Source organism: Salmonella sp. SJTUF15581 (assembly GCF_043356775.1).
Taxonomy (GTDB): domain Bacteria; phylum Pseudomonadota; class Gammaproteobacteria; order Enterobacterales; family Enterobacteriaceae; genus Salmonella; species Salmonella enterica.
Window position 1 is genome coordinate 276,772 of record NZ_JBEUJY010000004.1, and the last position, 24,697, is coordinate 301,468.

Genomic DNA, 24,697 nt, shown 5'->3' on the forward strand with positions numbered 1-24,697 from the left:
GTCAGCAAGATTACTCCCTTGCCAGCGCCTCCACCGGGTCCAGTCGCGCCGCGTTTCTCGCCGGTAGCCAGCCAAACAGTATCCCGGTAAACGTCGAACATAAAAACGCGCTCGCCAGCGCAGTCAGTGAAAAACCGATCTCCCAGCCGGGCAGGAAAAGCTGTAGCATAAATGCGATGAACATCGACAAGCTAATCCCCAGCGCTCCACCAACCAGGCAAACCAGCACCGCTTCAATAAGAAACTGCTGTAGCACATCGCTGGCGCGCGCGCCTACCGCCATACGGATGCCGATTTCACGCGTTCGCTCGGTGACGGAAACCAGCATAATATTCATAACGCCGATGCCGCCGACAACCAGCGAAATGACGGCCACCAGCGTCAGAAATAACTGAAGAGTATAGGTGGTTTTTTCAGCCGTTTTCAGGACGCTGTCCATATTCCAGGTGAAGAAGTCTTTTTTACCGTGGCGTAAGGTGAGCAGGCGGGTAAGCTGCTGTTCAGCCTGATCGCTATCAACGCCATCTTTCACACGAACGGTGATCGAGTTAAGCCATGACTGACCCATTATGCGATCTGACATCGTGCTATAGGGCAACCAAACTTGCAACAGATTGCTATTGCCGTACATGGACGGTTTCTCTTCCGCCACGCCAATAACAATAACCGGCATATTACCCACCAGCACCACTTCCCCTACGACATTCGCTTTATTTGGAAATAGCTGGCGTCGCGTGTTGGCATCCAGCACCACCACCTGCGCGCGATCCTGTTGTTGTACAGCATTGAAGGTGTTCCCCTCCCTAAAGGACATGCCGTAAACGTTAAAATAATCGCCACTGACGCCATTAGCATTTACGGCAATATCAATATTGCCATAGCGAAGACGTAGGCTCTTTGAAACGCTGGGCGTCGCAGAGTTAACCCACGGCTGTTTCTGAATAGCCACCAGATCGTCATATTTCAGCGCCTGTCGATACTGCGGGTTGTCGTCGCCAAAATCTTTGCCTGGATGAATATCAATCGTGTTAGTGCCCATCGCGCGGATATCCGCCAGTACCATCTGTTTTGCGGCGTCGCCGACCACCACAATCGACACCACCGACGCAATACCGATAATAATTCCCAGCATGGTCAGTAAAGTACGCATTTTGTTAGCGGCCATCGCTAACCACGCCATTGACAGCGCTTCGCGAAAGCTGCTGGCAAATTGCCGCCAGCCGGGAGCCGTATTAACTACGGCAGCGTCAACGCCCTGTTCGCGTTTCTTTTCCTGCGCGGGCGGATTATGGACAATCTTGCCATCGTGAATTTCAATAATCCGCTCCGCCTGGGCGGCAATCAGCGGATCGTGCGTCACAATGATCACCGTATGTCCGCGATCGCGCAGTTGGCGCAAAATCGCCATCACCTCTTCGCCGGAATGACTATCCAGCGCGCCGGTCGGCTCATCCGCCAGAATCACCTGTCCGCCGTTCATCAGCGCGCGGGCAATACTGACACGCTGCTGCTGTCCGCCAGAAAGCTGTGAAGGTGGGTAATCGACGCGATCGCTTAATCCCAGCCGCAAAAGCAACTCTCTGGCGCGCGCCTGGCGTTTTTTGCGTTCAATGCCGGCGTAGACGGCGGGGATTTCAACATTTTGCGCTGCCGTTAAATGCGACAACAGATGGTAGCGCTGAAAGATAAAGCCAAAATGCTCACGCCGCAGCTGCGCCAGCGCGTCCGGGTCCAGCGTCGAGACGTCCCGCCCCGCCACCCGATAAGTGCCGCTGGTCGGTTTATCCAGGCACCCGAGGATATTCATCAGCGTTGATTTTCCAGAACCGGAAACGCCGACGATCGCCACCATCTCCCCGGCGTGGATTTGCAGGGAGATATCTTTCAACACCGCCACCTGCTCTTCTCCGGAGGGGTAGCTGCGACTCACATTGCGCAGTTCAAGCAATGCCGTCATGGCGTCGCTCCTGGCCTGCTCTCACCGATGATCACCTCATCGCCCGCTTCCAGACCTTTAACCACTTCCACGTCTGTATCGTTACGCTCGCCAATGATCACTTCGCGCTCACGTTTTTCGCCGTTACGCAACAGCGCCACTTTATAACGATTGCCGCCCACCGGTTCGCCAAGCGCGGCGAGAGGAATAATCAGCACATTTTTGACATCCATGAGTTGAATATAAACCTGTGCGGTCATATCAAGACGCAAGATTCTTTTGGGATTCGGCACTTCAAACCGGGCGTAATAAAAAATAGCGTCGTTGATTTTTTCCGGCGTCGGCAGAATATCTTTTAAAACGCCTTCATAGCGCGTTTGCGGATCGCCTGCAATGGTGAACCATGCTTTCTGCCCCGCCCGAAGATGGATCACGTCCGCTTCCGAGACCTGCGCTTTTACCAGCATGGTGCTCATATCCGCCAGCGTCAGAATATTGGGCGCCTGCTGAGCTGCAATCACCGTTTGTCCTTGCAGGGTAGTGATTTGCGTCACTTCCCCCGCCATGGGGGCGACAATACGGGTATATTCCAAGTTGGTTTTCGCGGTGTCCAACGAGGCCCGATTACGTTTGATCTGGGCATCTATGGTGCCAATACGCGCCTGTTTAACCGCCATCTCCGTCGCCGCGGTATCCAGATCCTGTTGCGATACCGCCTGAGTCTTAGCTAACTGCTGCTGGCGCGCCAGCGTAACCCGCGCCAGCTTTAACTCAGCGGCTGCCTGCTGACGCTCCGCGTTCAGCTCCATCAGGGTGGCCTCGACCTCTTTTATCTGGTTCTCCGCCTGATCTGGGTCAATCACGCCGAGTAGCTGATCTTTTTTAACGTTATCGCCAATGGAGACCAGCAGCGTTTTCAACTGGCCGCTCACCTGCGCGCCGACATCCACTTTACGCAACGCGTCCAGTTTTCCAGTCGCCAGTACACTCTGTTCAAGATCGCCTGGCCGCACGATTAATGTCTGATAAGTTGGCAGCGGCGCATTTAGCATTCGCCAGCCAGCCATCCCCCCCACTAAAAGAATTAAAATAATGACCAGATAACGCTTTTTAAATTTCTTTCCCTTAGCACGCATAGAAACCCTGACGGCAAAATTTCAACCAGAAAGTAAACCGTATCTAAACAAACCTGACACAATAAAGATAGCGTCGGCTGTATTGACGATTGGTTAATGTTTCCTGTGGTTCAATCTCGACAATCTTATGTCGCGGATTACGATCATGACACAGCTTACAGATAATACCTGGTACACTTCAGATTACATCTCTCCTTTACAATTATTTATTCGTCTGACGCGCGGGCAATTACAGCCAGGAAAATTCTGGCGTAAAGCCAGCTTTCGTCGCAAGTTTTTAATCCGCTCATTAGTCATGCCGCGTGCGACCAGCCAATTACTGACTAATCTCACCCAATGGCCGGAGTTAAATACGTTACTTGCTCGTCAGCCGCGTTTGCCTATTCGGCTACATCGTCCTTATATGGCTGTAAATATTAAACGCGATTTCGCCTTAGATGCGCTGTGTTTTCATTATCAACAGATGCGCCAACTTTTATCGCGGGAACAACAAGTTAGCTATTTAAGTCAGTATGGCCTGAATCTTGCTAAATTTGAAACTAAAACCGGCGAGTTGTTTCAACTTGATTTAGTCAGTCTGGTCTCACTGGATAAAGAAGGTGAAAGCACTATTGTTGTTCGCGACGCACAGTTACGTATTCTGGCAGAGATCACATTTACCCTGTGTCGCTTTAACCAACAACGCACACTATTTATCGGCGGATTACAGGGCGCGGCAAACGACGTCCCTCACGAAATTATCCAGCAGGCGACCAAAGCCTGCCATGGTCTTTTTCCCAAACGCATCGTGATGGAGGCTCTCTGTCAGTTTGCGCAAGTCTTTCAGGCAGAAAAGATTATAGCTGTGAGTAACGATGCGCACGTTTACCGTAGCTGGCGATACATGGATAAAAAGACGCAAATGCATGCCGACTATGACGCGTTTTGGGAATCGTTAGGCGGTGAAAGAATTAAAGGAAATTACTATGCGCTACCGCTGGCGTTCGCCCGAAAAAGCGAATCGGAGATCGCCAGTAAGAAACGGGCCGAGTATCGCCGCCGCTATGCGTTACTCGATAGCGTCGTCGAACAGGTTCCGGCCACATTCAAACGTTAATCCGCCCGGCCCCGCGCCAGCCAAACCACGCGCGAGAACATCTTTCTGAACAGCGGCGGCACGGCGTCAATTCCCCGCCGCCCGGCTTCCATCGCGACTTCAATCGCCAAATCCGGCTTTGACGAGCGGTGGATAGCTTTAGTAATAATTTTCCGGGTATTCATCGGCACATTAGGCGGAAGCTGCGCAACCCGGTGAAAAACATCGGCAAAACCCTGACGATACATAAAATGTTCCATATCCAGCGCAGGCAGCGCCGTGAGATGTTCGCGTTCTTCTTCCCGATCGTTATTAAGCAGACTGCGGACCGTCGCGGCATATTTTTTCCCCGCTTCGTCGCCATCCACCAGGACATGCCACTCGATTCCCATACGGCGGGCGAACTTCACCAGCGGTTTCAGGCCAGACTGAGCAAACTCAATGACTTTAATGCCCTCTGCATCAAAATGATGTCCACACTGACGCGCCAGCTCATTAATAACCCAGGTTTCCGTCTCGCCTTCCACCAGTAGCCAGCAACGCGCAAACAGCGACGACGCGCGATTAAAGCGGATATGAAAGGCGATGCGCCGTCCATCTTCCGCGCTTAACCCGCCCGGGCCCAGACGCCAGGCGGCGACGCGGGAAGATTCGCGCACCAGCCGTACGACATGCTCCACCGGCGTTAGCGAGAGCAATTCGCCTGAGTTGGTTGTCGCTATCCGCTGTAGCGGTAACAGATTGAGCAATTGCCAGGCGACTGAAAGCATAATGGGATGTAAACGGGTTTCCGGATCTTCCACCAGCAGTAATGGTCGTGCGTCTTTATGTAACCGCAGCGTCCCTTTCGCCTGTAACAGCGTGGAGAAAAGCCCCAGCAGGATCACCCGATGCGACCGGCTGCCCGGTTTGTCGATCATCCGATTAATAATATCCAGATAGCGCCAGCTACGCTGCTCATTTTGCGAACGCCGGCGCATGAGTCGGTGACGCGCCTGTCCTGCGCCCTGCTCTGAGAAATAGTGTTCAAGCAGTTGCACCATCGCGGACAGTCCCTGACGAATCTGCCCGTCGGTTAAATTTTGCGGCCGGGTCGCCAGCTCACGCGCCAGAAAATCCAGCTGTCGGGCCGTGACTTCAACATCCGGCACATTGGGCACCGTACCGTTGCGAATACGTCGCATAAAGCGCGCATCGCGCAAACGTAGCACTGGCATCAGACGAACCAGGTGGCGCACCTGATCGTTAATATTTTCCACCGGCAATGGCTGCCCATCGCTATTGAGAAAACTGCGCAGCGTCATCACGCTGCCATCGGCGCCGCATTCGCCCTCTAGCCGATAAAAAATACGGTGAAAATCATCCTCGCAAGGCGACCAGCATGCTTCCAGCGCTCGATAACGACGTACCCGATGCCGCCCTGGCTGCGTTTCGCGAAAAGTCAGAATAATATGCAGGTGATGCTCGCGTCCTTTTATGTCGCCAGGCGGAAACCAGAAATCCTCACGGACAAAATGGTAGAGATCGAGTTCCGGCGACAATAACAGAGTCAGCGCATCCAGCAGGCTGGATTTTCCCCAGGCGTTTTCCCCAATCAGCACGTTGTTTTGCTCCAGCATCAACGACAGTCGGTTGATACCGCGAAATCCTACTATTTCAACGCGTTCGAGAATCATGCTTCCTCCAGAAAAACGTCATCACTCCATAAAATTCACCGCAGTATAACGGCAAATGCGTCCGCCTGGCGTGATATTCCCCCCCTTTGCCTGGGGCAAATGTCTGATAAATGTACGGCTGACGGTGTCGCTTTACTGATAGTCTGGAATTCGGTAGTGTCATGTACGCTATTCAAACAATAAAAAAGGGCCCGGCTGTTCATGTTTTCAGGACTTTTAATCATTCTGGTTCCACTGATTGTGGGCTATCTCATTCCACTGCGACATAAAGCCGCATTACAACTCATTAACCGGCTACTGAGCTGGATCGTGTATCTTATTCTCTTTTTTATGGGAATAAGCCTGGCGTTTTTGGATAACCTCGCCAGTAATCTGGTGGCGATTTTTCATTATTCCGCCGTCAGTATTACGATTATTTTATTGTGTAATATCGCCGCCTTATTGTGGCTGGAACGTATCCTCCCGTGGCGTCACCATCATCAGCAGGAAAAACTGCCTTCGCGTATTGCCATGGCGCTGGAGTCGCTACAACTGTGCGGCGTAGTGGTATTGGGGTTTGTTATCGGCCTGAGCGGACTCTCTGTTTTACAGCACGCCACCGAAGCCAGTGAATATACGCTGATCTTTTTATTGTTCCTGGTAGGGATTCAGCTACGAAATAGCGGCATGACCTTAAAGCAAATTGTGCTTAACCGTCGGGGAATGATGGTCGCGGTCGTTGTCGTGGCAAGCTCATTACTGGGCGGCGTGATTAATGCGTTTATCCTGGACTTACCGCTAAAAACCGCCCTGGCGATGGCGTCAGGTTTCGGCTGGTACTCTCTTTCCGGTATTTTGCTGACGGAGTCGTTTGGACCGGTTATCGGCAGCGCGGCATTCTTTAACGATCTGGCCCGCGAGCTCTTAGCCATTATGCTTATTCCCGGTCTGGTTCGCCGCAGCCGTTCAACGGCGTTGGGCCTGTGCGGAGCGACCTCAATGGACTTTACGTTGCCGGTATTACAGCGCTCCGGCGGCGTAGAGATTGTTCCGGCGGCTATCGTACATGGCTTTATCCTCAGCCTGCTGGTCCCCCTCTTAATGGCGTTCTTCTCGGCCTGATACCTCTTTGGCGGTAGGCATCTGCCGCCAAAATTGCGCTAAATCAATCTCCTTGCACATTATGGCAGAAATCCCTTTTATCCCTTTGTTCACAGGCATAACCTTAAACATGTATATTAAATATAACTTTAAAAGGTGTGACCATGTTTTGTGTGCAATGTGAACAAACCATCCGTACACCAGCCGGAAACGGCTGCTCCTACGCGCAGGGAATGTGCGGTAAAACAGCTGAAACGTCCGATCTGCAGGATCTGCTGATTGCGGCTTTGCAAGGTTTGTCTGCCTGGGCGGTGAAGGCCCGTGAATATGGCATCATTAATCACGACGTTGATAACTTTGCGCCGCGCGCGTTTTTCTCCACGCTGACCAACGTTAACTTCGACTCTCCGCGTATCGTCGGCTACGCCCGTGAAGCGATTGCCTTGCGTGAAGCGTTGAAAGCGCAGTGCCTGAGCGTGGATGCTAATGCGCATTGCGACAATCCGATGGCCGATCTGCAACTGGTCAGCGACGATCTGGGCGAACTGCAACGTCAGGCGGCGGAATTTACCCCGAATAAAGACAAAGCCGCCATTGGCGAGAACATCCTCGGCCTGCGTCTGCTGTGCCTGTACGGTCTGAAAGGCGCGGCGGCGTATATGGAGCACGCGCACGTTCTCGGTCAATACGACAACGACATTTACGCGCAGTACCACAAAATCATGGCCTGGCTGGGCACCTGGCCTGCTGACATGAACGCGCTGCTGGAGTGCGCAATGGAAATCGGCCAGATGAACTTCAAAGTGATGAGCATTCTGGATGCCGGTGAAACCACCAAATACGGTCACCCAACGCCGACTCAGGTCAACGTCAAAGCGACTGAAGGCAAGTGCATTCTGATCTCCGGTCACGATCTGAAAGATCTCTACAACCTGCTGGAGCAGACCGAAGGCACCGGCGTTAACGTCTACACTCACGGTGAAATGCTGCCCGCACATGGCTATCCGGAACTGCGTAAATTCAAGCATCTGGTCGGTAACTACGGCAGCGGCTGGCAGAATCAGCAGGTCGAGTTCGCCCGCTTCCCTGGCCCAATCGTGATGACTTCTAACTGCATTATCGACCCGACCGTGGGCAGCTATGACGACCGTATCTGGACCCGTAGCATCGTCGGCTGGCCGGGCGTTAGCCATCTTGAAGGCGATGACTTCGGGCCGGTCATTGCCCAGGCGCAGCAAATGGCGGGCTTCCCGTATAGCGAAATTCCGCATCTCATCACCGTCGGTTTTGGCCGTCAGACCCTGCTCGGCGCTGCCGATACGCTCATCGATCTGGTCAGCCGTGAAAAACTACGCCACATCTTCCTGGTCGGCGGCTGTGACGGCGCGCGCGGCGAGCGTAACTACTTTACCGATTTCGCCACCAGCGTACCGGATGACTGCCTGATCCTGACCCTGGCGTGCGGTAAATATCGTTTCAACAAACTGGAGTTCGGCGACATCGAAGGGCTGCCGCGTCTGGTCGATGCCGGTCAGTGTAATGATGCTTACTCCGCGATTATCCTGGCGGTGACGCTGGCGGAAAAACTGGGCTGCGGCGTCAACGATCTGCCGCTGTCGCTGGTGCTCTCCTGGTTTGAGCAGAAAGCGATCGTGATTCTGCTGACGCTGCTGTCATTAGGCGTGAAAAATATTGTCACCGGGCCGACCGCGCCGGGCTTCTTCACGCCGGATCTGCTGGCTATCCTCAACGAGAAGTTCGGTCTGCGTTCCGTGACCACCGTTGAAGAAGACATGAAGCAATTGCTGAGCGCGTAAGGAGGTCAATGATGACGATGCCAACCTCACAATGTCCCTGGCGAATGCAGGTGCATCACATCCGTCAGGAGACGCCGGATGTATGGACAATTGCGCTATTATGCCATGATTACTACCCTTACCGCGCCGGGCAGTATGCGCTGGTGAGCGTGCGTAATTCAGCGGAAACGCTGCGCGCCTACACCCTTTCGTCTACGCCGGGCGTCAGTGAATATATCACGCTGACCGTTCGTCGGATTGAAGATGGCACGGGTTCACAGTGGTTGACCCATGACATCAAGCGCGGCGATTACATCTGGCTGTCTGATGCAATGGGCGATTTTACCTGTGACGATAAAACAGAAGATAAGTTTCTGCTGCTCGCCGCCGGTTGTGGCGTAACGCCAATCATGTCGATGCGTCGCTGGCTGGCGAAATACCGCCCGCAGGCCGATGTGCAGGTCATCTTTAACGTCCGTTCGCCGGATGATGTGATTTTTGCCGACGAGTGGCGACAGTATCCGGTCACGCTAGTGGCGGAAAATCATGCCACGGAAGGTTTTGTCGCGGGCCGTCTGACCACGGAATTGTTACAGCGCGTACCGGATTTGGCATCGCGCACCATCATGACCTGCGGCCCGGCGCCCTATATGGATTTCGTCGAACAGGGCGTGAAAGCGCTTGGCGTAACGCGCTTCTTTAAAGAGAAGTTCTTCACGCCGGTGGCGGAAACGGCAACCAGCGGCCTGAAATTCACCAAACTACAGCCAGCGCAGGAATTCTATGCTCCGATCGGTACGACGCTGCTGGAGGCGCTGGAGAGTAATAAAGTACCGGTTGCCGCTGCCTGTCGGGCAGGTGTTTGCGGCTGCTGTAAAACCAAAGTCGTTTCCGGCGACTATACGGTGAGTAGCACCATGACGCTGAGCGAGGCGGAGATTGCCGAAGGTTACGTACTGGCCTGCTCCTGCCATCCGCAGGGCGATCTTGTTCTCGCATAATCAGTAAACGTTCCATCATAGGCCCGGTAAGCGTCAGCGCTACCGGGCGATTTGCCGCTCGCTTCATCCTTTCGCCCCTCTCTTCGCCAAAGAAAAACGTCATCGTCATCTTCAACTAAACTTGTAACCGTTATCACATTTAAGGAGATGGAGAACCATGAAACAAACCGTTGCTGCTTTTATCGCCAAAACGCTGGAACAGGCTGGCATAAAACAAATCTGGGGCGTCACTGGCGATTCCCTGAACGGCCTGAGCGATAGTCTTAATCGTATGGGAACCATTGAATGGATGCCAACCCGCCACGAAGAGGTCGCCGCTTTCGCCGCCGGCGCACAAGCGCAGCTTACCGGCGAGCTGGCAGTGTGCGCCGGTTCATGCGGACCGGGCAACCTGCACCTGATCAATGGCCTGTTTGATTGCCACCGTAACCACGTCCCTGTTCTGGCGATCGCCGCCCATATTCCGTCCAGTGAAATCGGCAGCGGTTATTTCCAGGAGACCCACCCGCAGGAGTTGTTCCGTGAATGCAGCCACTATTGCGAGTTGGTTTCCAGCCCGGAGCAGATCCCGCAGGTACTCGCCATCGCTATGCGCAAAGCGGTGTTAAATCGCGGCGTCTCCGTGGTCGTACTGCCGGGTGACGTGGCGCTGAAACCCGCGCCTGAAAACGCCGTCACCCATTGGTACCATGCCCCGCACCCCGTCGTCACGCCGGCAGAGGAAGAGCTGAAAAAACTGGCGCAACTGCTGCGCTACTCCAGCAATATCGCATTGATGTGCGGCAGCGGCTGCGCGGGCGCGCATGAGGAGTTGGTCGCGTTGGCGGCAAAACTAAAAGCGCCAATCGTTCATGCCCTGCGCGGCAAAGAGCACGTTGAGTACGATAACCCTTATGATGTGGGAATGACCGGCCTGATTGGCTTCTCTTCTGGCTTCCACACCATGATGAACGCCGATACGCTGATCCTGCTCGGCACCCAGTTCCCCTACCGCGCCTTTTATCCAAGCGATGCCAAAATCATTCAGATTGACATCAACCCGGGCAGTATTGGCGCGCACAGCAAAGTCGACATGGCGCTGGTGGGCGATATTAAAGCCACGCTTCGCGCCCTGCTGCCGCTGGTGGAAGAAAAAAGCAATCGTAAATTCCTCGATAAAGCTCTGGAGCACTATCGGGACGCCCGTAAGGGACTTGATGACTTAGCCAAACTCAGCGATAAAGCCATCCATCCACAATATCTGGCGCAACAAATTAGCCATTTCGCCGCTGACGACGCTATTTTTACCTGCGATGTCGGCACGCCGACCGTCTGGGCGGCCCGCTATCTAAAAATGAACGGCAAGCGCCGCCTGCTGGGCTCGTTTAACCACGGGTCAATGGCCAACGCCATGCCGCAGGCGCTCGGCGCTCAGGCCACCGCGCCGGGTCGTCAGGTTATCGCGATGTGCGGTGATGGCGGCTTCAGTATGCTGATGGGCGATTTTCTCTCGGTGGTACAGATGAAGCTGCCGATAAAAATCGTCGTCTTTAATAACAGCGTGCTGGGCTTTGTGGCGATGGAAATGAAAGCTGGCGGTTACCTTACCGACGGTACCGAACTGCACGACACCAATTTCGCGCGTATCGCCGAAGCCTGCGGCATTACCGGTATTCGCGTGGAAAAAGCCGCAGACGTGGACGGAGCGCTACAGCGCGCGTTTTCCATTGACGGCCCGGTACTGGTTGACGTGGTCGTGGCAAAAGAAGAGCTGGCGATCCCGCCGCAGATCAAACTGGAACAAGCGAAAGGCTTTAGCCTGTACATGCTGCGCGCCATTATTAGCGGCCGCGGCGATGAAGTGATCGAACTGGCGAAAACGAACTGGCTAAGGTAAAACAGTGCACATCACCTTTTAAAATCCAGGGATGTGCCATGATTGATTTACGCAGTGATACCGTTACCCGACCGAGCCGCGCCATGCTCGAGGCGATGATGACCGCTCCAGTCGGGGACGACGTATACGGCGATGACCCTACCGTTAACGCCCTTCAGCGCTACGCCGCCGACCTTTCCGGTAAAGAAGCGGCGCTTTTTTTACCCACCGGCACCCAGGCCAATCTGGTCGCGCTGCTTAGCCATTGTGAACGCGGCGAAGAGTATATCGTTGGCCAGGGCGCGCATAATTATCTCTATGAAGCTGGCGGCGCTGCGGTGCTCGGCAGCATTCAGCCGCAGCCCATCGACGCCGCCGCGGACGGTACGCTGCCGCTGGAGAACGTGGCGGCGAAGATTAAAGCGGATGACATCCACTTCGCGCGCACGCGCTTGCTCAGTCTGGAAAATACACATAACGGGAAAGTGCTGCCGCGCGCGTATCTGAAAGACGCCTGGACATTTACCCGCGAACGTGGACTGGCGCTGCACGTTGACGGCGCCCGAATTTTTAACGCGGTGGTTGCCTACGGCTGTGAGTTAAAAGAGATTACGCAGTATTGCGACTCTTTTACCATCTGCCTGTCAAAAGGTCTCGGAACGCCGGTCGGTTCGCTGCTGGTCGGCAACCGCGATTACATTAAACGCGCGACGCGCTGGCGTAAAATGGTCGGCGGCGGAATGCGTCAGGCCGGGATTCTGGCAGCGGCCGGACTGTATGCGCTGAAGCATAACGTGGCGCGTCTGCAAGAGGATCATGACAACGCCGCCTGGCTGGCGCAGCAGCTTCGCGAAGCGGGCGCGGAGGTCATGCGCCACGAAACGAATATGCTGTTTGTTCGCGTTGGCGAAGCACAGGCCGCCGCGCTTGGCGACTATTTACGGGAACGGAATATCCTGATTAACGCCGCGCCGATTGTGCGTCTGGTGACGCATCTGGATGTTTCTCGCGAACAGCTTGCCGACGTCGTCGCCCACTGGCGCGCCTTTTTAGCCCGCTAAGGAGAGCAACGTGGCGCAACGCATTCTGGTTCTCGGCGCCAGCGGCTATATCGGCCAGCACCTGGTCTTTGCGCTAAGTCAGCAAGGGCATCAGGTGCGGGCGGCGGCGCGGCGCGTGGAACGTCTGGAAAAACAGCGCCTCGCCAACGTCAGTTGTCATAAGGTCGATCTGCACTGGCCGGAAAATTTACCCGCGCTGCTTCGCGACATTGATACCGTTTACTATCTGGTACACGGCATGGGCGAAGGCGGCGATTTTATCGCCCATGAGCGTCAGGCGGCGCTCAACGTGCGCGACGCGCTGCGCCAGACGCCGGTTAAACAACTTATTTTCCTCAGTTCACTGCAGGCGCCGACGCATGAGCAATCCGATCACCTGCGCGCCCGCCAGCTTACGGCTGACACGCTGCGCGACGCAGGCGTGCCGGTGACGGAATTACGCGCCGGGATCATCGTCGGCGCAGGCTCCGCCGCCTTCGAAGTCATGCGTGACATGGTTTACAACCTGCCAATACTCACGCCGCCGCGCTGGGTGCGTTCGCGCACCACGCCCATCGCTCTGGAAAATTTACTCTACTACCTGGTCGGCTTGCTGGACCACCCTGCGCGCGAGCATCGTATTCTGGAAGCCGCCGGACCGCAGGTATTAAGTTATCAGCAGCAGTTTGAACGTTTTATGGCCGTCAGCGGTAAACGGCGTCCGCTGATCCCGGTGCCTTTTCCGACCCGCTGGATTTCGGTCTGGTTTTTAAACGTTATTACCTCCGTGCCGCCGACTACCGCAAAAGCCTTAATCCAGGGGTTAAGGCACGATTTGCTGGCCGATGACGCCGCGTTAAAAAAGTTGATCCCCCAAACGCTTATCACCTTTGACGACGCCGTTCGCCGCACGCTGAAAGAAGAAGAAAAACTGGTGAACTCCAGCGACTGGGGCTACGACACGCTGGCCTTCGCCCGCTGGCGTCCCGAATACGGCTATTTTCCAAAGCAGGCGGGCTTTACCGCGCAGACCCCGGCCAGCCTATCGGCGCTATGGCAGGTCGTAAATCGGCTGGGTGGCAAAGAGGGCTATTTTTTCGGCAATATTTTGTGGCAGACGCGCGCCGCGATGGACCGTCTGGTGGGGCATAAACTGGCGAAAGGCCGCCCGTCGCATACCTTGCTCAAGCCTGGCGATACGGTAGATAGCTGGAAAGTGATCATTGTCGAGCCAGAAAAACAGCTCACGCTCTTGTTTGGCATGAAAGCGCCGGGTCTGGGGCGGCTTAGCTTCACGCTGCACGATAAAGGTCGCTACCGCGAAATTGACGTGCGCGCCTGGTGGCATCCACACGGAATGCCGGGCCTGATTTACTGGCTACTGATGATCCCGGCGCACCTGTTTATTTTCCGGGGAATGGCAAGGCGTATTGCCCGACTTGCAGAACAAATCACAGAAAAATGAGAAAAAGTTGCTGTATTCTTTCGTGTTTCCCATTGCATACCGACGTAATTCACGGAAGAATGCGCACGACGGTTTATTAAACACAGTGGATTGATATGAAGGTACTGGTTACCGGCGCCACCAGCGGCTTAGGTCGAAACGCGGTTGAATTTTTGCGCAATAAAGGCATCAGCGTCAGAGCGACGGGTCGCAATGAAGCGATGGGCAAGCTGCTTGAAAAAATGGGCGCGGAATTCGTCCATGCGGATTTAACCGAACTGGTCTCCTCGCAGGCTAAAGTGATGCTCGCCGGGATCGACACGTTGTGGCACTGCTCCAGCTTTACCTCGCCGTGGGGAACCCAACAAGCTTTCGATCTGGCGAATGTTCGCGCCACCCGCCGCCTGGGAGAATGGGCGGTCGCCTGGGGCGTGCGCAATTTTATTCATATCTCCTCTCCCTCACTCTATTTTGATTACCGCCATCACCGTGATATCAAAGAAGATTTCCGTCCGCATCGGTTTGCCAATGAGTTCGCCCGCAGTAAAGCCGCCGGTGAAGAGGTGATTAATCTGCTGGCGCAGGCTAATCCGCAAACACGTTTTACGGTGTTGCGTCCGCAAAGCCTGTTTGGCCCGCACGATAAAGTATTTATCCCACGTCTGGCGCATATGATGCACCATTACGGTAGCGTCTTATTACCGCACGGGGGCAGCGCGCTGGTCGATATGACCTACTATGAAAATGCGATCCACGCCATGTGGCTGGCCAGCCAGCCGGGCTGCGATCATCTGCCTTCTGGCCGCGCTTATAACATCACTAACGGCGAAAACCGCACCTTACGCAGCATCGTACAAAAGTTAATTGATGAACTGTCTATCGACTGCCGCATTCGCTCTGTGCCTTACCCGATGCTGGATATGATCGCCCGCAGTATGGAGCGCTTCGGCAAAAAATCCGCCAAAGAGCCTCCGCTAACGCATTACGGCGTGTCAAAACTGAATTTTGATTTTACGCTCGATACGACTCGCGCGCAGGACGAGCTGGGCTACCAGCCCATCGTCACGCTGGACGAAGGCATTGAGCGCACCGCCGCCTGGCTGCGCGATCACGGAAATTTACCGCGTTAATCCTGGCCGTACTTCTCCAGTAATGCTTCGGCAATCGCCTGCGTTTCGGCATCTGCGATACCGCTCCATTGCGCCGGACGGAAGTGCATCTGGAACGCCATAATCACCCGCTGCTGCTCGCGCGCCGTCATATCGGCTTTGACTTCATAGCCATAGCGCGAGAGTAACGCAAGCACCGTTGCGGTATCGACTGGCGTATACGGCGCGCGTCCAGCCAGATAAAACGCCACACGCTGGGCGTCAGGCCAGGCGCCAATCCCCTGCGCCGCCAGCTCGCGCCACGGGAAGCGCGGGCCGGGATCGTCTTTACGCTGCGGCGCGATATCCGCATGGGCCACCACATTCTGCGGTTTGATGTCATAGCGCGCGATAATGTCCTTCGCTAACGGAATCAATGCCTGAATTTGCGCGGATTCAAACGGCGCGAAAGATTTCACCCCGCCGGACATTCGCCAGCCGCGATTTTCCAGCTCAATGCCAATAGACGTATCATTGAGACGCGTGGCGCCTCGCCAGAAACTGACGCCCGCATGCCAGGCCTGATCCTGTTCCGGCACCAGTTGCCAGATGCGCGGTTTACCGCCATATAATGGCGGGGTTGCGGGAATCAGGTAATGCGAACTGACGTTGCGACCCGTTAACGTCGCCAGCGAAACGTCAAAGTTTTCCGCCGTATAGTGAATCACCAGGACTTTAATGCGCGGATAGGCCGCCTGCGCCCGATGTCGGGTATCAAGCTGATATCCCTCTTTATCGATAATTCCTTTTTCGCTCGCGCAGCCTGTTAACAGCAACGCGAGACCCACCAGCCACAGTAGCGCTCTCATCGGCGCGTTTTCACCGCCGTTCCGCTGACGCTGACCATCAGCATACTGCCATCCTTACCGACAGTTTCGTAATCAATATCGATGCCTACCACCGCATCGGCGCCCAACGCTTTAGCCTGCTCGCCAAGTTCCTGAAAAGCGATTTCACGCGCTTTACGCAGCTCTTTCTCATACGCGCCGGAACGTCCGCCGACGATATCCCGAATGCCGGCGAAAAAATCGCGGAAAATATTGGCGCCTAAAATGGCTTCGCCCGTCACCACACCGCAATACTCCACGATGCTTTGTCCTTCCAGCGTTGGGGTTGTTGAAAACTGCATAGTGAATCTCCCGGGTTAGCTAAGCACACGATCTCAAACGCATTATCAAGCTGATACGCTATCATTGAAAGGATATAATTGATTATCGTAGATCGGTTTTTGCTCGATCGCCTATAAGGAAATCATCATGCGCTATTCTAAACTCTCTTTGCTCATCCCGTGCGCGCTTCTGCTTAGCGCCTGTACGACCGTCACTCCCGCCTACAAAGATAATGGCCCGCGTATCGGCGCGTGTGTGGAAGGCGGCCCGGACAGCGTGGCTCAACAATTTTACGACTACCGTATTCAACACCACAGCAATGATATCGCCGCGCTTCGCCCCTACTTGAGTGATAACCTGGCGAAATTGTTGACCGACGCCAGCCGCGATACGGAGCACCGCCAGTTGATGAGCGGCGATCTGTTCTCCAGCCGCGCTACGCTGCCGGATAGCGCCAACGTCGCCAGCGCATCAACCATTCCGAACCGAGATGCGCGCAACATTCCTCTGCGGGTGGCGTTAAAACAGGGCGATCAAAGCTGGCAGGATGAAGTGCTTATGATTCACGAAGGCTCATGCTGGGTGATTGACGACGTTCGCTATCTGGGCGGAGATGTCCATGCCCCTGCCGGTACGCTGCGCCAGTCGATAGAAAACCGTTAACAGCCAGTATTCCCCCGCTTTTGCACCCATAACCCCGTAAATTGTCTGGCATTCTGCCCGGGATGCCGACAATTCTTCTTACCTACTATTCCTCCTGCTATTTTGTGCTATGTTTAGGGAAGAATGTGGGATATATTTAACTTTTAACGCATAAATATTGCATAACTATTCTGCGAAAGGTACTATCTGCGGCTTCAATAGCTATCAGACTGCCTGTATACGAGTGTCAATGAGTATTCAATTAAACGGCATTAATTGCTTTTACGGCGCGCATCAGGCGCTGTTCGATATCACGCTGGATTGCCCCGAAGGCGAAACGCTGGTGTTGCTTGGCCCAAGCGGGGCGGGTAAAAGTTCGCTGCTGCGTGTACTCAATCTGCTTGAGATGCCGCGCTCCGGCACTCTGACTATCGCCGGGAACCATTTTGACTTTACGAAAACGCCGTCCGATAAGGCGATTCGTGAGCTACGTCAAAATGTCGGAATGGTCTTTCAGCAATATAATCTTTGGCCGCATCTCACCGTTGTGCAGAATCTGATTGAAGCGCCCTGCCGCGTACTGGGTCTGACAAAAGATCAGGCGCTGGCGCGCGCAGAAAAGCTGCTGGAGCGTCTACGTCTGAAGCCATATAGCGATCGTTATCCGTTGCACCTTTCCGGCGGTCAGCAGCAGCGCGTCGCGATTGCCCGCGCGCTGATGATGGAGCCGCAGGTGCTGCTGTTTGATGAACCGACCGCCGCGCTGGACCCGGAAATTACCGCTCAAATCGTCAGCATTATTCATGAGCTGGCGGAAACGAACATTACTCAGGTGATCGTTACGCATGAAGTCGAAGTGGCGCGTAAGACCGCCAGTCGTGTGATTTATATGGAAAATGGTCACATCGTCGAGCACGGTGATGCGGGTTGCTTTGCCCACCCTCAGACCGAAGCGTTCAAAAACTATCTCTCTCACTAAGATTCGGGACAATGACAATGAAAAAAGTTCTGATTGCCGCGCTAATTGCAGGCTTTAGCCTTTCCGCTACAGCAGCCCAGACCATTCGTTTTGCGACCGAAGCGTCCTATCCGCCGTTCGAATCGATGGATGCTAATAACAAGATTGTCGGCTTTGACGTCGACCTGGCCAACGCGCTATGTAAAGAGATCGACGCCTCCTGTACCTTTACCAATCAGGCGTTCGACAGCCTGATCCCCAGCCTGAAATTCCGCCGCTTCGACGCTGTAATGGCGGGAATGGATATCACGCCGGAACGTGAAAAGCAGGTGCTGTTTACCACGCCATATTACGACAACTCCGCGCTGTTTGTGGGTCAGCAGGGCAAATACACCAGCGTTGATCAACTGAAAGGTAAGAAAGTCGGCGTACAGAACGGTACGACGCACCAGAAATTCATCATGGATAAGCATCCGGAAATCACCACCGTACCGTATGACAGCTATCAGAACGCGAAGCTGGATCTACAAAATGGCCGTATCGACGCTGTTTTCGGCGACACGGCGGTCGTGACCGAATGGCTGAAAGCCAATCCTAAGCTGGCGCCGGTCGGCGATAAAGTCACCGATAAAGATTATTTCGGCACCGGCCTGGGTATCGCGGTACGTCAGGGCAACACCGAGCTGCAGCAGAAATTCAATACTGCGCTGGAAAAAGTGAAGAAAGATGGGACTTACGAGACCATCTATAACAAATGGTTCCAGAAGTAATCTTTGATGAACGAATTTTTTCCTTTAGCAAGCGCCGCCGGGATGACCGTCGGCCTTGCCGTCTGCGCGCTGATCATTGGCCTCGCGTTAGCCATGTTCTTTGCCGTCTGGGAGTCCGTAAAATGGCGCCCGATTGCCTGGATAGGCTCCGCGCTGGTCACTATTTTGCGCGGTCTGCCGGAAATTCTGGTGGTGCTGTTTATCTATTTCGGCTCCTCGCAACTCCTGCTTACGCTATCTGACGGGTTTACCCTCCATCTCGGCTTTACGCAGATCCCGGTGCAAATGGAGATTGAGAACTTTGACGTCAGTCCGTTCCTGTGCGGCGTGATTGCGTTGTCCCTGCTGTATGCGGCCTATGCGTCGCAGACGCTACGCGGCGCGCTGAAAGCCGTTCCGTCTGGTCAGTGGGAGTCGGGTCAGGCACTGGGATTATCAAAGACGGCGATTTTTTTCCGTCTGGTGATGCCGCAGATGTGGCGTCACGCCCTGCCAGGGCTGGGTAATCAGTGGCTGGTGTTGCTAAAAGATACGGCTCTGGTCAGCCTTATCAGCGTTAACGATCTGATGTTGCAGACCAAAAGTATTGCCACACGCACCCAGGAACCGTTTAACTGGTACATTATTGCGGCGGCTATTTACCTGGTCATTACGCTGATCAGTCAGTACATTCTCAAACGCATAGACCTGCGCGCGACACGTTTTGAGCGGAGGCCGGACTAATGCTTGAGTACTTACCTGAACTGCTAAAAGGGCTACACACCAGCCTGACGCTGACCGTGGCTTCTATTGCCGTCGCTTTGGTGCTGGCGTTAGTTTTTACCATTATCCTGACGCTAAAAACGCCGTTCGTGGTGTGGCTGGTGCGCGGCTATATCACGTTGTTTACCGGTACGCCGTTGTTGGTGCAAATTTTCCTGATCTACTACGGACCCGGTCAATTCCCGACCCTGCAAGAGTATCCACTACTCTGGCATCTACTGTCTGAACCGTGGCTGTGCGCACTGATCGCGTTGTCGCTAAACAGCGCCGCTTACACGACGCAGCTATTTTATGGCGCGATTCGCGCGATTCCGGAAGGTCAGTGGCAGTCCTGTGGCGCGCTGGGGATGAGTAAGAAAGATACGCTGGCGATTTTGTTGCCCTATGCGTTTAAACGCGCCCTCTCCTCCTATTCTAATGAGGTGGTACTGGTCTTCAAAAGTACCTCGCTGGCCTATACCATCACCTTGATGGAAGTCATGGGGTACAGTCAGTTGCTCTATGGTCGTACCTACGATGTGGTGGTATTTGGCGCGGCAGGCGTAATTTACCTGGTCGTCAACGGTCTATTGACGCTGATGATGCGTTTGATTGAGCGTAAAGCCCTGGCGTTTGAGCGGCGCAATTAACCAGGCAGGATAAGGCATTCTCGCCGCCGTTCGACAATGGTCAGATGGCGCTGCGCTTATCAAGCCTACGATGCATAATTTTGAATAAATCCGACGGACAAGTGGTTAACCTGTCCGTCTTTTTTTATCCATCATAAAATATTTACTCATTTTTATTGCATACAAATTCAATTAATGGCATTGTAAATCTATGCCGCAGACACGGCGCATAATCATAAGATTACGGGAGTGACATCATGAAAAAGTTAGTTCTGGCTGCATTACTCGCCTCTTTCGCCACTGGCAGCATCGCCGCTGAAAAAATCAATTTCGGGGTTTCCGCCACCTATCCCCCGTTTGAATCCCTGGATGCGAGTAATAAAATTGTGGGCTTCGATATCGATCTGGCAACCGCATTATGCAAGCAAATGCAGGCAGAATGTACTTTTACCAATCATGCTTTCGATAGTCTTATCCCGGCGCTGAAATTCAGAAAATATGATGCCGTCATTTCCGGAATGGACATTACCCCGGAGCGCAGTAAGCAGGTCGCCTTTAGCAATCCCTATTATGCGAACTCCGCTCTGGTGATTGCCAAAAAAGACACCTATAAAACCTTTACCGATCTAAAAGGTAAGCGTATCGGTATGGAAAATGGCACCACGCATCAAAAATATCTCCAGGATAAACATCCGGAGGTCAAAACCGTGGCCTACGACAGCTACCAGAATGCGATTATCGACCTGAAAAATGGCCGTATTGACGGCGTCTTTGGCGATACCGCAGTGGTCAATGAGTGGCTGAAAACGAATCCGCAACTGGGTCCGGCAACAGAGAAAGTGACCGATCCGCAATACTTCGGTACCGGACTTGGCATCGCGGTGCGCCCGGACAATAAGGCGTTGCTGGAAAAACTGAATAATGCGCTGGCCGCCATTAAAGCGGACGGCACTTATCAGAAAATCAGCGATCAGTGGTTCCCGCAGTAAGACGTATGTGATTAGCCCACCGTGTTGCGAAATGGCAGTATAAATACCTTATTCAGCCCACGGGCCGCCATCGGAAACTATCCTGGCCTGATAAGCGCAGCGCCATTGGGCATTCTACAGTTTGTCATCAGTCTCAAACGCCTGCATCAACAGGCGATTCGGACTAATACTTGCCGGGTGACGCTGACGCGTACCCGGCTTACAACATTGTTACGTTTTTAGACAACATCCAGACCCAGACGGCGATACTGCTCCGCCGGAGCATCATTTTCTTTCATCAAACGGATAAGTAAGTTGATCATCCTTGCTTCGATGGCCTCATCATGAATAGGATGTTGCTGCTGCGGATCGTCTCTGAGATCAAACAAGAGATGACCAAAGCTATTCACACCTTTATATTTTTCCCTGGCCGGAATACGTAATACCTGAAGCCCTTTAGTAAAGTTAAACGGAGGTGCCAGAGATAATTTTCCCAGTTCATCCACATCATAACGCGCATTCATCTTGATCGGCATTAACGTGTAGTTCGCAATGTCATGCTCACGCCCCGGCTGCGCGGCCCGCATATAAACATAGCGTCCGTCGGTAACATTAACATGTCCGCTAAACACGCCAAACAGCGCGCCTTCCCTGACGGGTTCATCACTGGCAATGACTTTCGCCAGCGGTTGGCCCTGCATATCTGCGGGAATAGGTTGCTGAAAATAATTCAGTAGCGTTGGCGCCCAGTCAATCATCTGCACCAGCGACTGCCGTCGCGCTCCGCATACCGCGCTGCGCGGGTCCCAGATAAACAGCGGGTTATTCGCCACCTCGTTATAATAGGGCATTTGATTTTTAGCCCACCAACCGTGCTCCCCCAGCAAGAAGCCGTGATCGGTACCGACAATCAGCATCGTATCGCGCCAGAGATCGTGTTCATCCATCAGATCAAGGATACGTCCCAGATTGCGGTCGCACATGGAAACCAGGGCCCGATAACGACAGCGAATATGCGCTATCGCCTCCTCGCTTTCACTGACTTTGCCGCGCGGCCAGTCATAATGCGGGCCTTGCCACTCATCGTCATAGAGCGATAAATATTCCTCGGTGGTATAAAACGGCTCATGCGGATCGAACGTCTCAACCTGCAATAACCAGTTATCTTCGGCATGATTTTTATGGATAAAATCGCACCCGGCGTCAAAAACTTTCGTCTGGGGAAAATCGGCTTCCTGCTGGATGTATTCGCGGTTCGCCCAGTCATGACGCCATAGCCCGGAAACGCCGCCTCCGGTTTGTTTTTGTGGAACGCGCAGTACTTCCGGAATGGGCGGCTCGCCAACGCTCGCCTTCCAGTGATCGCCCTCCTGACCGCGTACTACGTCCCAGGAGCTATAGCGGTTATGGTAGTTACCGCCGCCGTCTTCCCAGTAATGCAGATGATCGCTGATAAGATGGGTGTAGATCCCCGCTTTTTTCAATAATTCCGGCATGGAATCATCAAAGGGTTCCAGCGGCCCCCACTCACGATGCAGAAAGTTATAGCGCCCGGTGTGCAGTTCCCGACGCGCTGGCATACAGGGCATACTGCCGACATAACTATTGTCAAAGGTGGCGGCATGTGCCGCCAGGCGTTGAAAGTTAGGCGCTTTCGTTAGCAAATCACCATAGGGCGGCAAATAGTTTTTATTCAGACTGTCAAACAGCAGAATAATCGCTTTCATGACTCACCCTCATTTGTTGAGCAGGTGCGGAAAATTTTTCTCTACCACATCGTAAATCTGTTTGCCTATTGATTCGCCATCCATGATATTTTCAATGGGAATGAGATATTGTCCGTGTTTAGGATCGAGGCTAACAACATCAAGCAATTTTTTCGAAATCGCATAAATATCTGCCCAGTCGGTAAATCCACCGACCTCTCCCGCTGCCGTATGCTCCATATCAAAAGAGAAGTCATATTTTGCTAACGCTTTTTTAACAACAGTCTGTAACATTACACTACTGCCTACGCCATAACCGCATACGAATAAAATATTTACAGAATCTTTCATAATAAAATCCTTTATATAAACCGAATCAATTAAATGGAATAAGGACCAAGATGGAACGTTGAAGCAATAAATTTCAGTAATTCACAAATTGCAGGCCACAGAGTCGCCCAGTCAAATATTCCCGTCCAGCCCACACCTTCTTTTGCCAGCCCGGTTAAAGGAATGGCCCATACCGTACCGAAAGTCTGAATAATCCCTAACAGGAAAGTACAAATAATAACGGAACGATATCCCCCCATTCGGTTGGCTAATACGCCGATGGGACCGCCGGAAAAGAAGAGCGGAACAAAACCAGGCAATACCATAATAGGGCTATGGATGAGCAGCAGAATGCCCATGGAAAAAATCGTGCCGAAGGTACAAAAGACAAATCCCAGCGTGGCCGCGTTCGGCGAAAAAGGTAATAAAGCAGCAACATCCACAGCCGGTATGGCGTTAGGAATAAAGCGATCCTGCCATCCTTTAAACGAACCGTTAATTTCACCTACCATCATCCGCACGCCCTGCAGCAAGATGACCATATACATAGAGAATTGCAGGCCCAGATTGATGATATAGATATACCAGGGTTTGCCTTTCGCCATTAACTGTACGTTATCGATCCCTGTCGCCAATAGAAAACCGCCAACGAAGAGCGTCATCACAATGGCGATTGCCGTCACGTTGTGGTTAAAAATGGCTAACCAACCGGGAAGTTTCAGGTTTTCGGCGTCATGCTTTTCCGGATCGCCGAATTTATGCGCGAATTTCGAGAAAAACCACAGTCCCAGCATCTGGTTATGCGCAATGGTAAAACCGGCGTTATTGGTCACTTTGGCGATGGGTTTAACAATAAGCGTAGTTGAAAACGCCCAAAAGACCCCGGTCAATACCCCGGCAATCACAATGGATTGTACCCAACCGAACCCCAGCCAGAAGACGATTAACCACAGTACCGCCTGTGAATGAGAGACCCCGGTATTACCGGTAAGAAATATACCTTTTGCGCCGGTATAACGGCCAAATAAAACTAATAACAGGTTAGTAAAAAACGCCAGTACAAAAACGTATCCTACATAGCCGAAATTATCGCCCAGCGCTATTTGCGTCGCGGCTTTCATGGCATATGAATCCATTAAGTATCCATGCACGCCATAAGCCTTGCTGACTGCCTCTGCAACCGGTTTAAAAGTGGCTGAAAATTGAAAGCCGCCAAATAACACCATCATCAAACCGACCATCGCGCTGATCATACCGGTGATAATTTTTATAGGCGTCTTTTTATCCAGCGCATAGCCAACACCGACTAATATCCCAATTAATATTGCCGGTTCAGTTAAAAACGTTTGAATAACATCTATAAATTTGGCAAACATCGTCTGAACGCCCTCCATAAGCGTGCCTATTCGTTGTCATGATTGACCCCTTTACTGACGTTACGTATTGCTTCGCTGATGCTATTGAAAGTTACCCGATAAACCACCTTGTCTAATTTTGCCTTACACGCACTGTAATAATCAAAATTAGTCATTAAAAGATTTAAAGTGATTATTTGTGATTTGATTTGCAAAAATAGAGTAATATATAACCATGATCGATCGGAGTTTTTTATCGATCGATCATGGTTATTATTATTTATGGATAATTAGATAGTTAA

The 24,697-nt window shown here is 53.0% G+C and carries 22 protein-coding genes; 14 read left to right on the forward strand and 8 right to left on the reverse strand.

Annotated elements, in window-relative coordinates; genetic code table 11:
* Positions 1-10: 10 nt before the first annotated feature.
* Both macB and macA read right to left on the reverse strand, forming a co-directional pair.
* Positions 11-1,957 carry a macrolide ABC transporter ATP-binding protein/permease MacB gene (macB, locus tag ABVN36_RS10340; RefSeq protein ID WP_000125895.1) on the reverse strand — a complete coding sequence of 649 codons (1,947 nt, stop codon included), beginning with the start codon at positions 1,955-1,957 and terminating at the stop codon, positions 11-13.
* Positions 1,954-3,072, reverse strand: coding sequence for a macrolide transporter subunit MacA (macA, locus tag ABVN36_RS10345; RefSeq protein ID WP_001201754.1), 1,119 nt, complete (start codon positions 3,070-3,072; stop codon positions 1,954-1,956). Before macA ends, macB begins: the two co-directional genes overlap by 4 nt.
* A 145-nt stretch (positions 3,073-3,217) precedes the next feature.
* On the opposite strand from macA, the gene ABVN36_RS10350 reads away from it, so the two are divergent.
* Positions 3,218-4,168, forward strand: coding sequence for a VirK/YbjX family protein (locus ABVN36_RS10350; RefSeq protein WP_023138435.1), 951 nt, complete (start codon positions 3,218-3,220; stop codon positions 4,166-4,168).
* On the opposite strand, the gene ABVN36_RS10355 is transcribed toward ABVN36_RS10350, so the two are convergent.
* Entirely contained in the window at positions 4,165-5,823 is a 1,659-nt protein-coding gene (locus ABVN36_RS10355) for an ATP-dependent endonuclease (protein WP_000599770.1), read from the reverse strand. The genes ABVN36_RS10350 and ABVN36_RS10355 overlap by 4 nt on opposite strands.
* 201 nt (positions 5,824-6,024) lie before the next feature.
* Between ABVN36_RS10355 and ABVN36_RS10360 the strand changes: the two genes are divergently transcribed.
* From ABVN36_RS10360 to ABVN36_RS10390, 7 genes are all read left to right on the forward strand, one after another.
* Positions 6,025-6,924 carry a lysine exporter LysO family protein gene (locus ABVN36_RS10360; RefSeq protein WP_000491118.1) on the forward strand — a complete coding sequence of 300 codons (900 nt, stop codon included), beginning with the start codon at positions 6,025-6,027 and terminating at the stop codon, positions 6,922-6,924.
* 143 nt (positions 6,925-7,067) lie between these two features.
* Entirely contained in the window at positions 7,068-8,720 is a 1,653-nt protein-coding gene (hcp, locus tag ABVN36_RS10365) for a hydroxylamine reductase (RefSeq protein ID WP_000458785.1), read from the forward strand.
* 11 nt (positions 8,721-8,731) lie between these two features.
* Positions 8,732-9,700 (forward strand): NADH oxidoreductase, encoded by a 969-nt coding sequence (gene hcr / locus ABVN36_RS10370; RefSeq protein WP_000178698.1) that lies wholly within the window; start codon positions 8,732-8,734, stop codon positions 9,698-9,700.
* Between the two features lie 157 nt (positions 9,701-9,857).
* Positions 9,858-11,576, forward strand: coding sequence for a ubiquinone-dependent pyruvate dehydrogenase (poxB, locus tag ABVN36_RS10375; protein WP_023138436.1), 1,719 nt, complete (start codon positions 9,858-9,860; stop codon positions 11,574-11,576).
* Between the two features lie 38 nt (positions 11,577-11,614).
* Positions 11,615-12,616, forward strand: coding sequence for a low-specificity L-threonine aldolase (ltaE, locus tag ABVN36_RS10380; RefSeq protein WP_000566421.1), 1,002 nt, complete (start codon positions 11,615-11,617; stop codon positions 12,614-12,616).
* Between the two features lie 10 nt (positions 12,617-12,626).
* The gene (locus ABVN36_RS10385) at positions 12,627-14,060 is read left to right on the forward strand and encodes an SDR family oxidoreductase (RefSeq protein ID WP_023138437.1); all 1,434 of its coding nucleotides are present in this window, start codon (positions 12,627-12,629) and stop codon (positions 14,058-14,060) included.
* A gap of 95 nt (positions 14,061-14,155) precedes the next feature.
* Positions 14,156-15,169: an NAD(P)-dependent oxidoreductase gene (locus ABVN36_RS10390; RefSeq protein WP_023138438.1), complete on the forward strand. Its 1,014-nt coding sequence runs from the start codon at positions 14,156-14,158 to the stop codon at positions 15,167-15,169.
* On the opposite strand, the gene ABVN36_RS10395 is transcribed toward ABVN36_RS10390, so the two are convergent.
* Both ABVN36_RS10395 and ABVN36_RS10400 read right to left on the reverse strand, forming a co-directional pair.
* Positions 15,166-15,996 (reverse strand): N-acetylmuramoyl-L-alanine amidase, encoded by an 831-nt coding sequence (locus tag ABVN36_RS10395; RefSeq protein ID WP_001202294.1) that lies wholly within the window; start codon positions 15,994-15,996, stop codon positions 15,166-15,168. The two genes, ABVN36_RS10390 and ABVN36_RS10395, sit on opposite strands and share 4 nt — an antisense overlap.
* On the reverse strand, positions 15,993-16,316 hold the full coding sequence (locus ABVN36_RS10400; protein ID WP_001160725.1) for a heavy metal-binding domain-containing protein: 324 nt from the start codon (positions 16,314-16,316) through the stop codon (positions 15,993-15,995). The genes ABVN36_RS10395 and ABVN36_RS10400 overlap by 4 nt, the downstream gene beginning before the upstream one ends.
* Positions 16,317-16,443: 127 nt before the next feature.
* Here ABVN36_RS10400 and ABVN36_RS10405 point away from each other — a divergent pair, with 127 nt between their 5' ends.
* The 6 genes from ABVN36_RS10405 (at position 16,444) to artJ (ending at position 21,025) form a co-directional block, all read left to right on the forward strand.
* Complete coding sequence (locus ABVN36_RS10405) at positions 16,444-16,959, forward strand: lipoprotein (protein WP_001270724.1); 516 nt, start codon at positions 16,444-16,446, stop codon at positions 16,957-16,959.
* Between the two features lie 229 nt (positions 16,960-17,188).
* On the forward strand, positions 17,189-17,917 hold the full coding sequence (gene artP, locus ABVN36_RS10410) for an arginine ABC transporter ATP-binding protein ArtP (protein WP_000027186.1): 729 nt from the start codon (positions 17,189-17,191) through the stop codon (positions 17,915-17,917).
* A gap of 17 nt (positions 17,918-17,934) precedes the next feature.
* Entirely contained in the window at positions 17,935-18,666 is a 732-nt protein-coding gene (gene artI / locus ABVN36_RS10415; RefSeq protein WP_000756586.1) for an arginine ABC transporter substrate-binding protein ArtI, read from the forward strand.
* A gap of 6 nt (positions 18,667-18,672) precedes the next feature.
* Complete coding sequence (gene artQ / locus ABVN36_RS10420) at positions 18,673-19,389, forward strand: arginine ABC transporter permease ArtQ (protein ID WP_001001677.1); 717 nt, start codon at positions 18,673-18,675, stop codon at positions 19,387-19,389.
* The gene (gene artM / locus ABVN36_RS10425; protein WP_000895396.1) at positions 19,389-20,057 is read left to right on the forward strand and encodes an arginine ABC transporter permease ArtM; all 669 of its coding nucleotides are present in this window, start codon (positions 19,389-19,391) and stop codon (positions 20,055-20,057) included. Before artQ ends, artM begins: the two co-directional genes overlap by 1 nt.
* Positions 20,058-20,293: 236 nt before the next feature.
* Positions 20,294-21,025, forward strand: a complete 732-nt coding sequence (gene artJ / locus ABVN36_RS10430) for an arginine ABC transporter substrate-binding protein ArtJ (protein WP_000737538.1) — start codon at positions 20,294-20,296, stop codon at positions 21,023-21,025.
* Positions 21,026-21,243: 218 nt separating this feature from the next.
* Here the strand turns inward: artJ and ABVN36_RS10435 are convergent, their stop codons facing one another.
* The 3 genes from ABVN36_RS10435 to ABVN36_RS10445 are packed head-to-tail and all read right to left on the reverse strand — an operon-like array spanning position 21,244 to position 24,434.
* Entirely contained in the window at positions 21,244-22,731 is a 1,488-nt protein-coding gene (locus ABVN36_RS10435) for a sulfatase (protein WP_023138440.1), read from the reverse strand.
* Positions 22,732-22,740: 9 nt separating this feature from the next.
* On the reverse strand, positions 22,741-23,061 hold the full coding sequence (locus tag ABVN36_RS10440) for a PTS sugar transporter subunit IIB (RefSeq protein WP_000655399.1): 321 nt from the start codon (positions 23,059-23,061) through the stop codon (positions 22,741-22,743).
* Positions 23,062-23,090: 29 nt separating this feature from the next.
* Entirely contained in the window at positions 23,091-24,434 is a 1,344-nt protein-coding gene (locus tag ABVN36_RS10445; RefSeq protein ID WP_000399323.1) for a PTS sugar transporter subunit IIC, read from the reverse strand.
* Between the last annotated feature and the right edge of the window lie 263 nt (positions 24,435-24,697).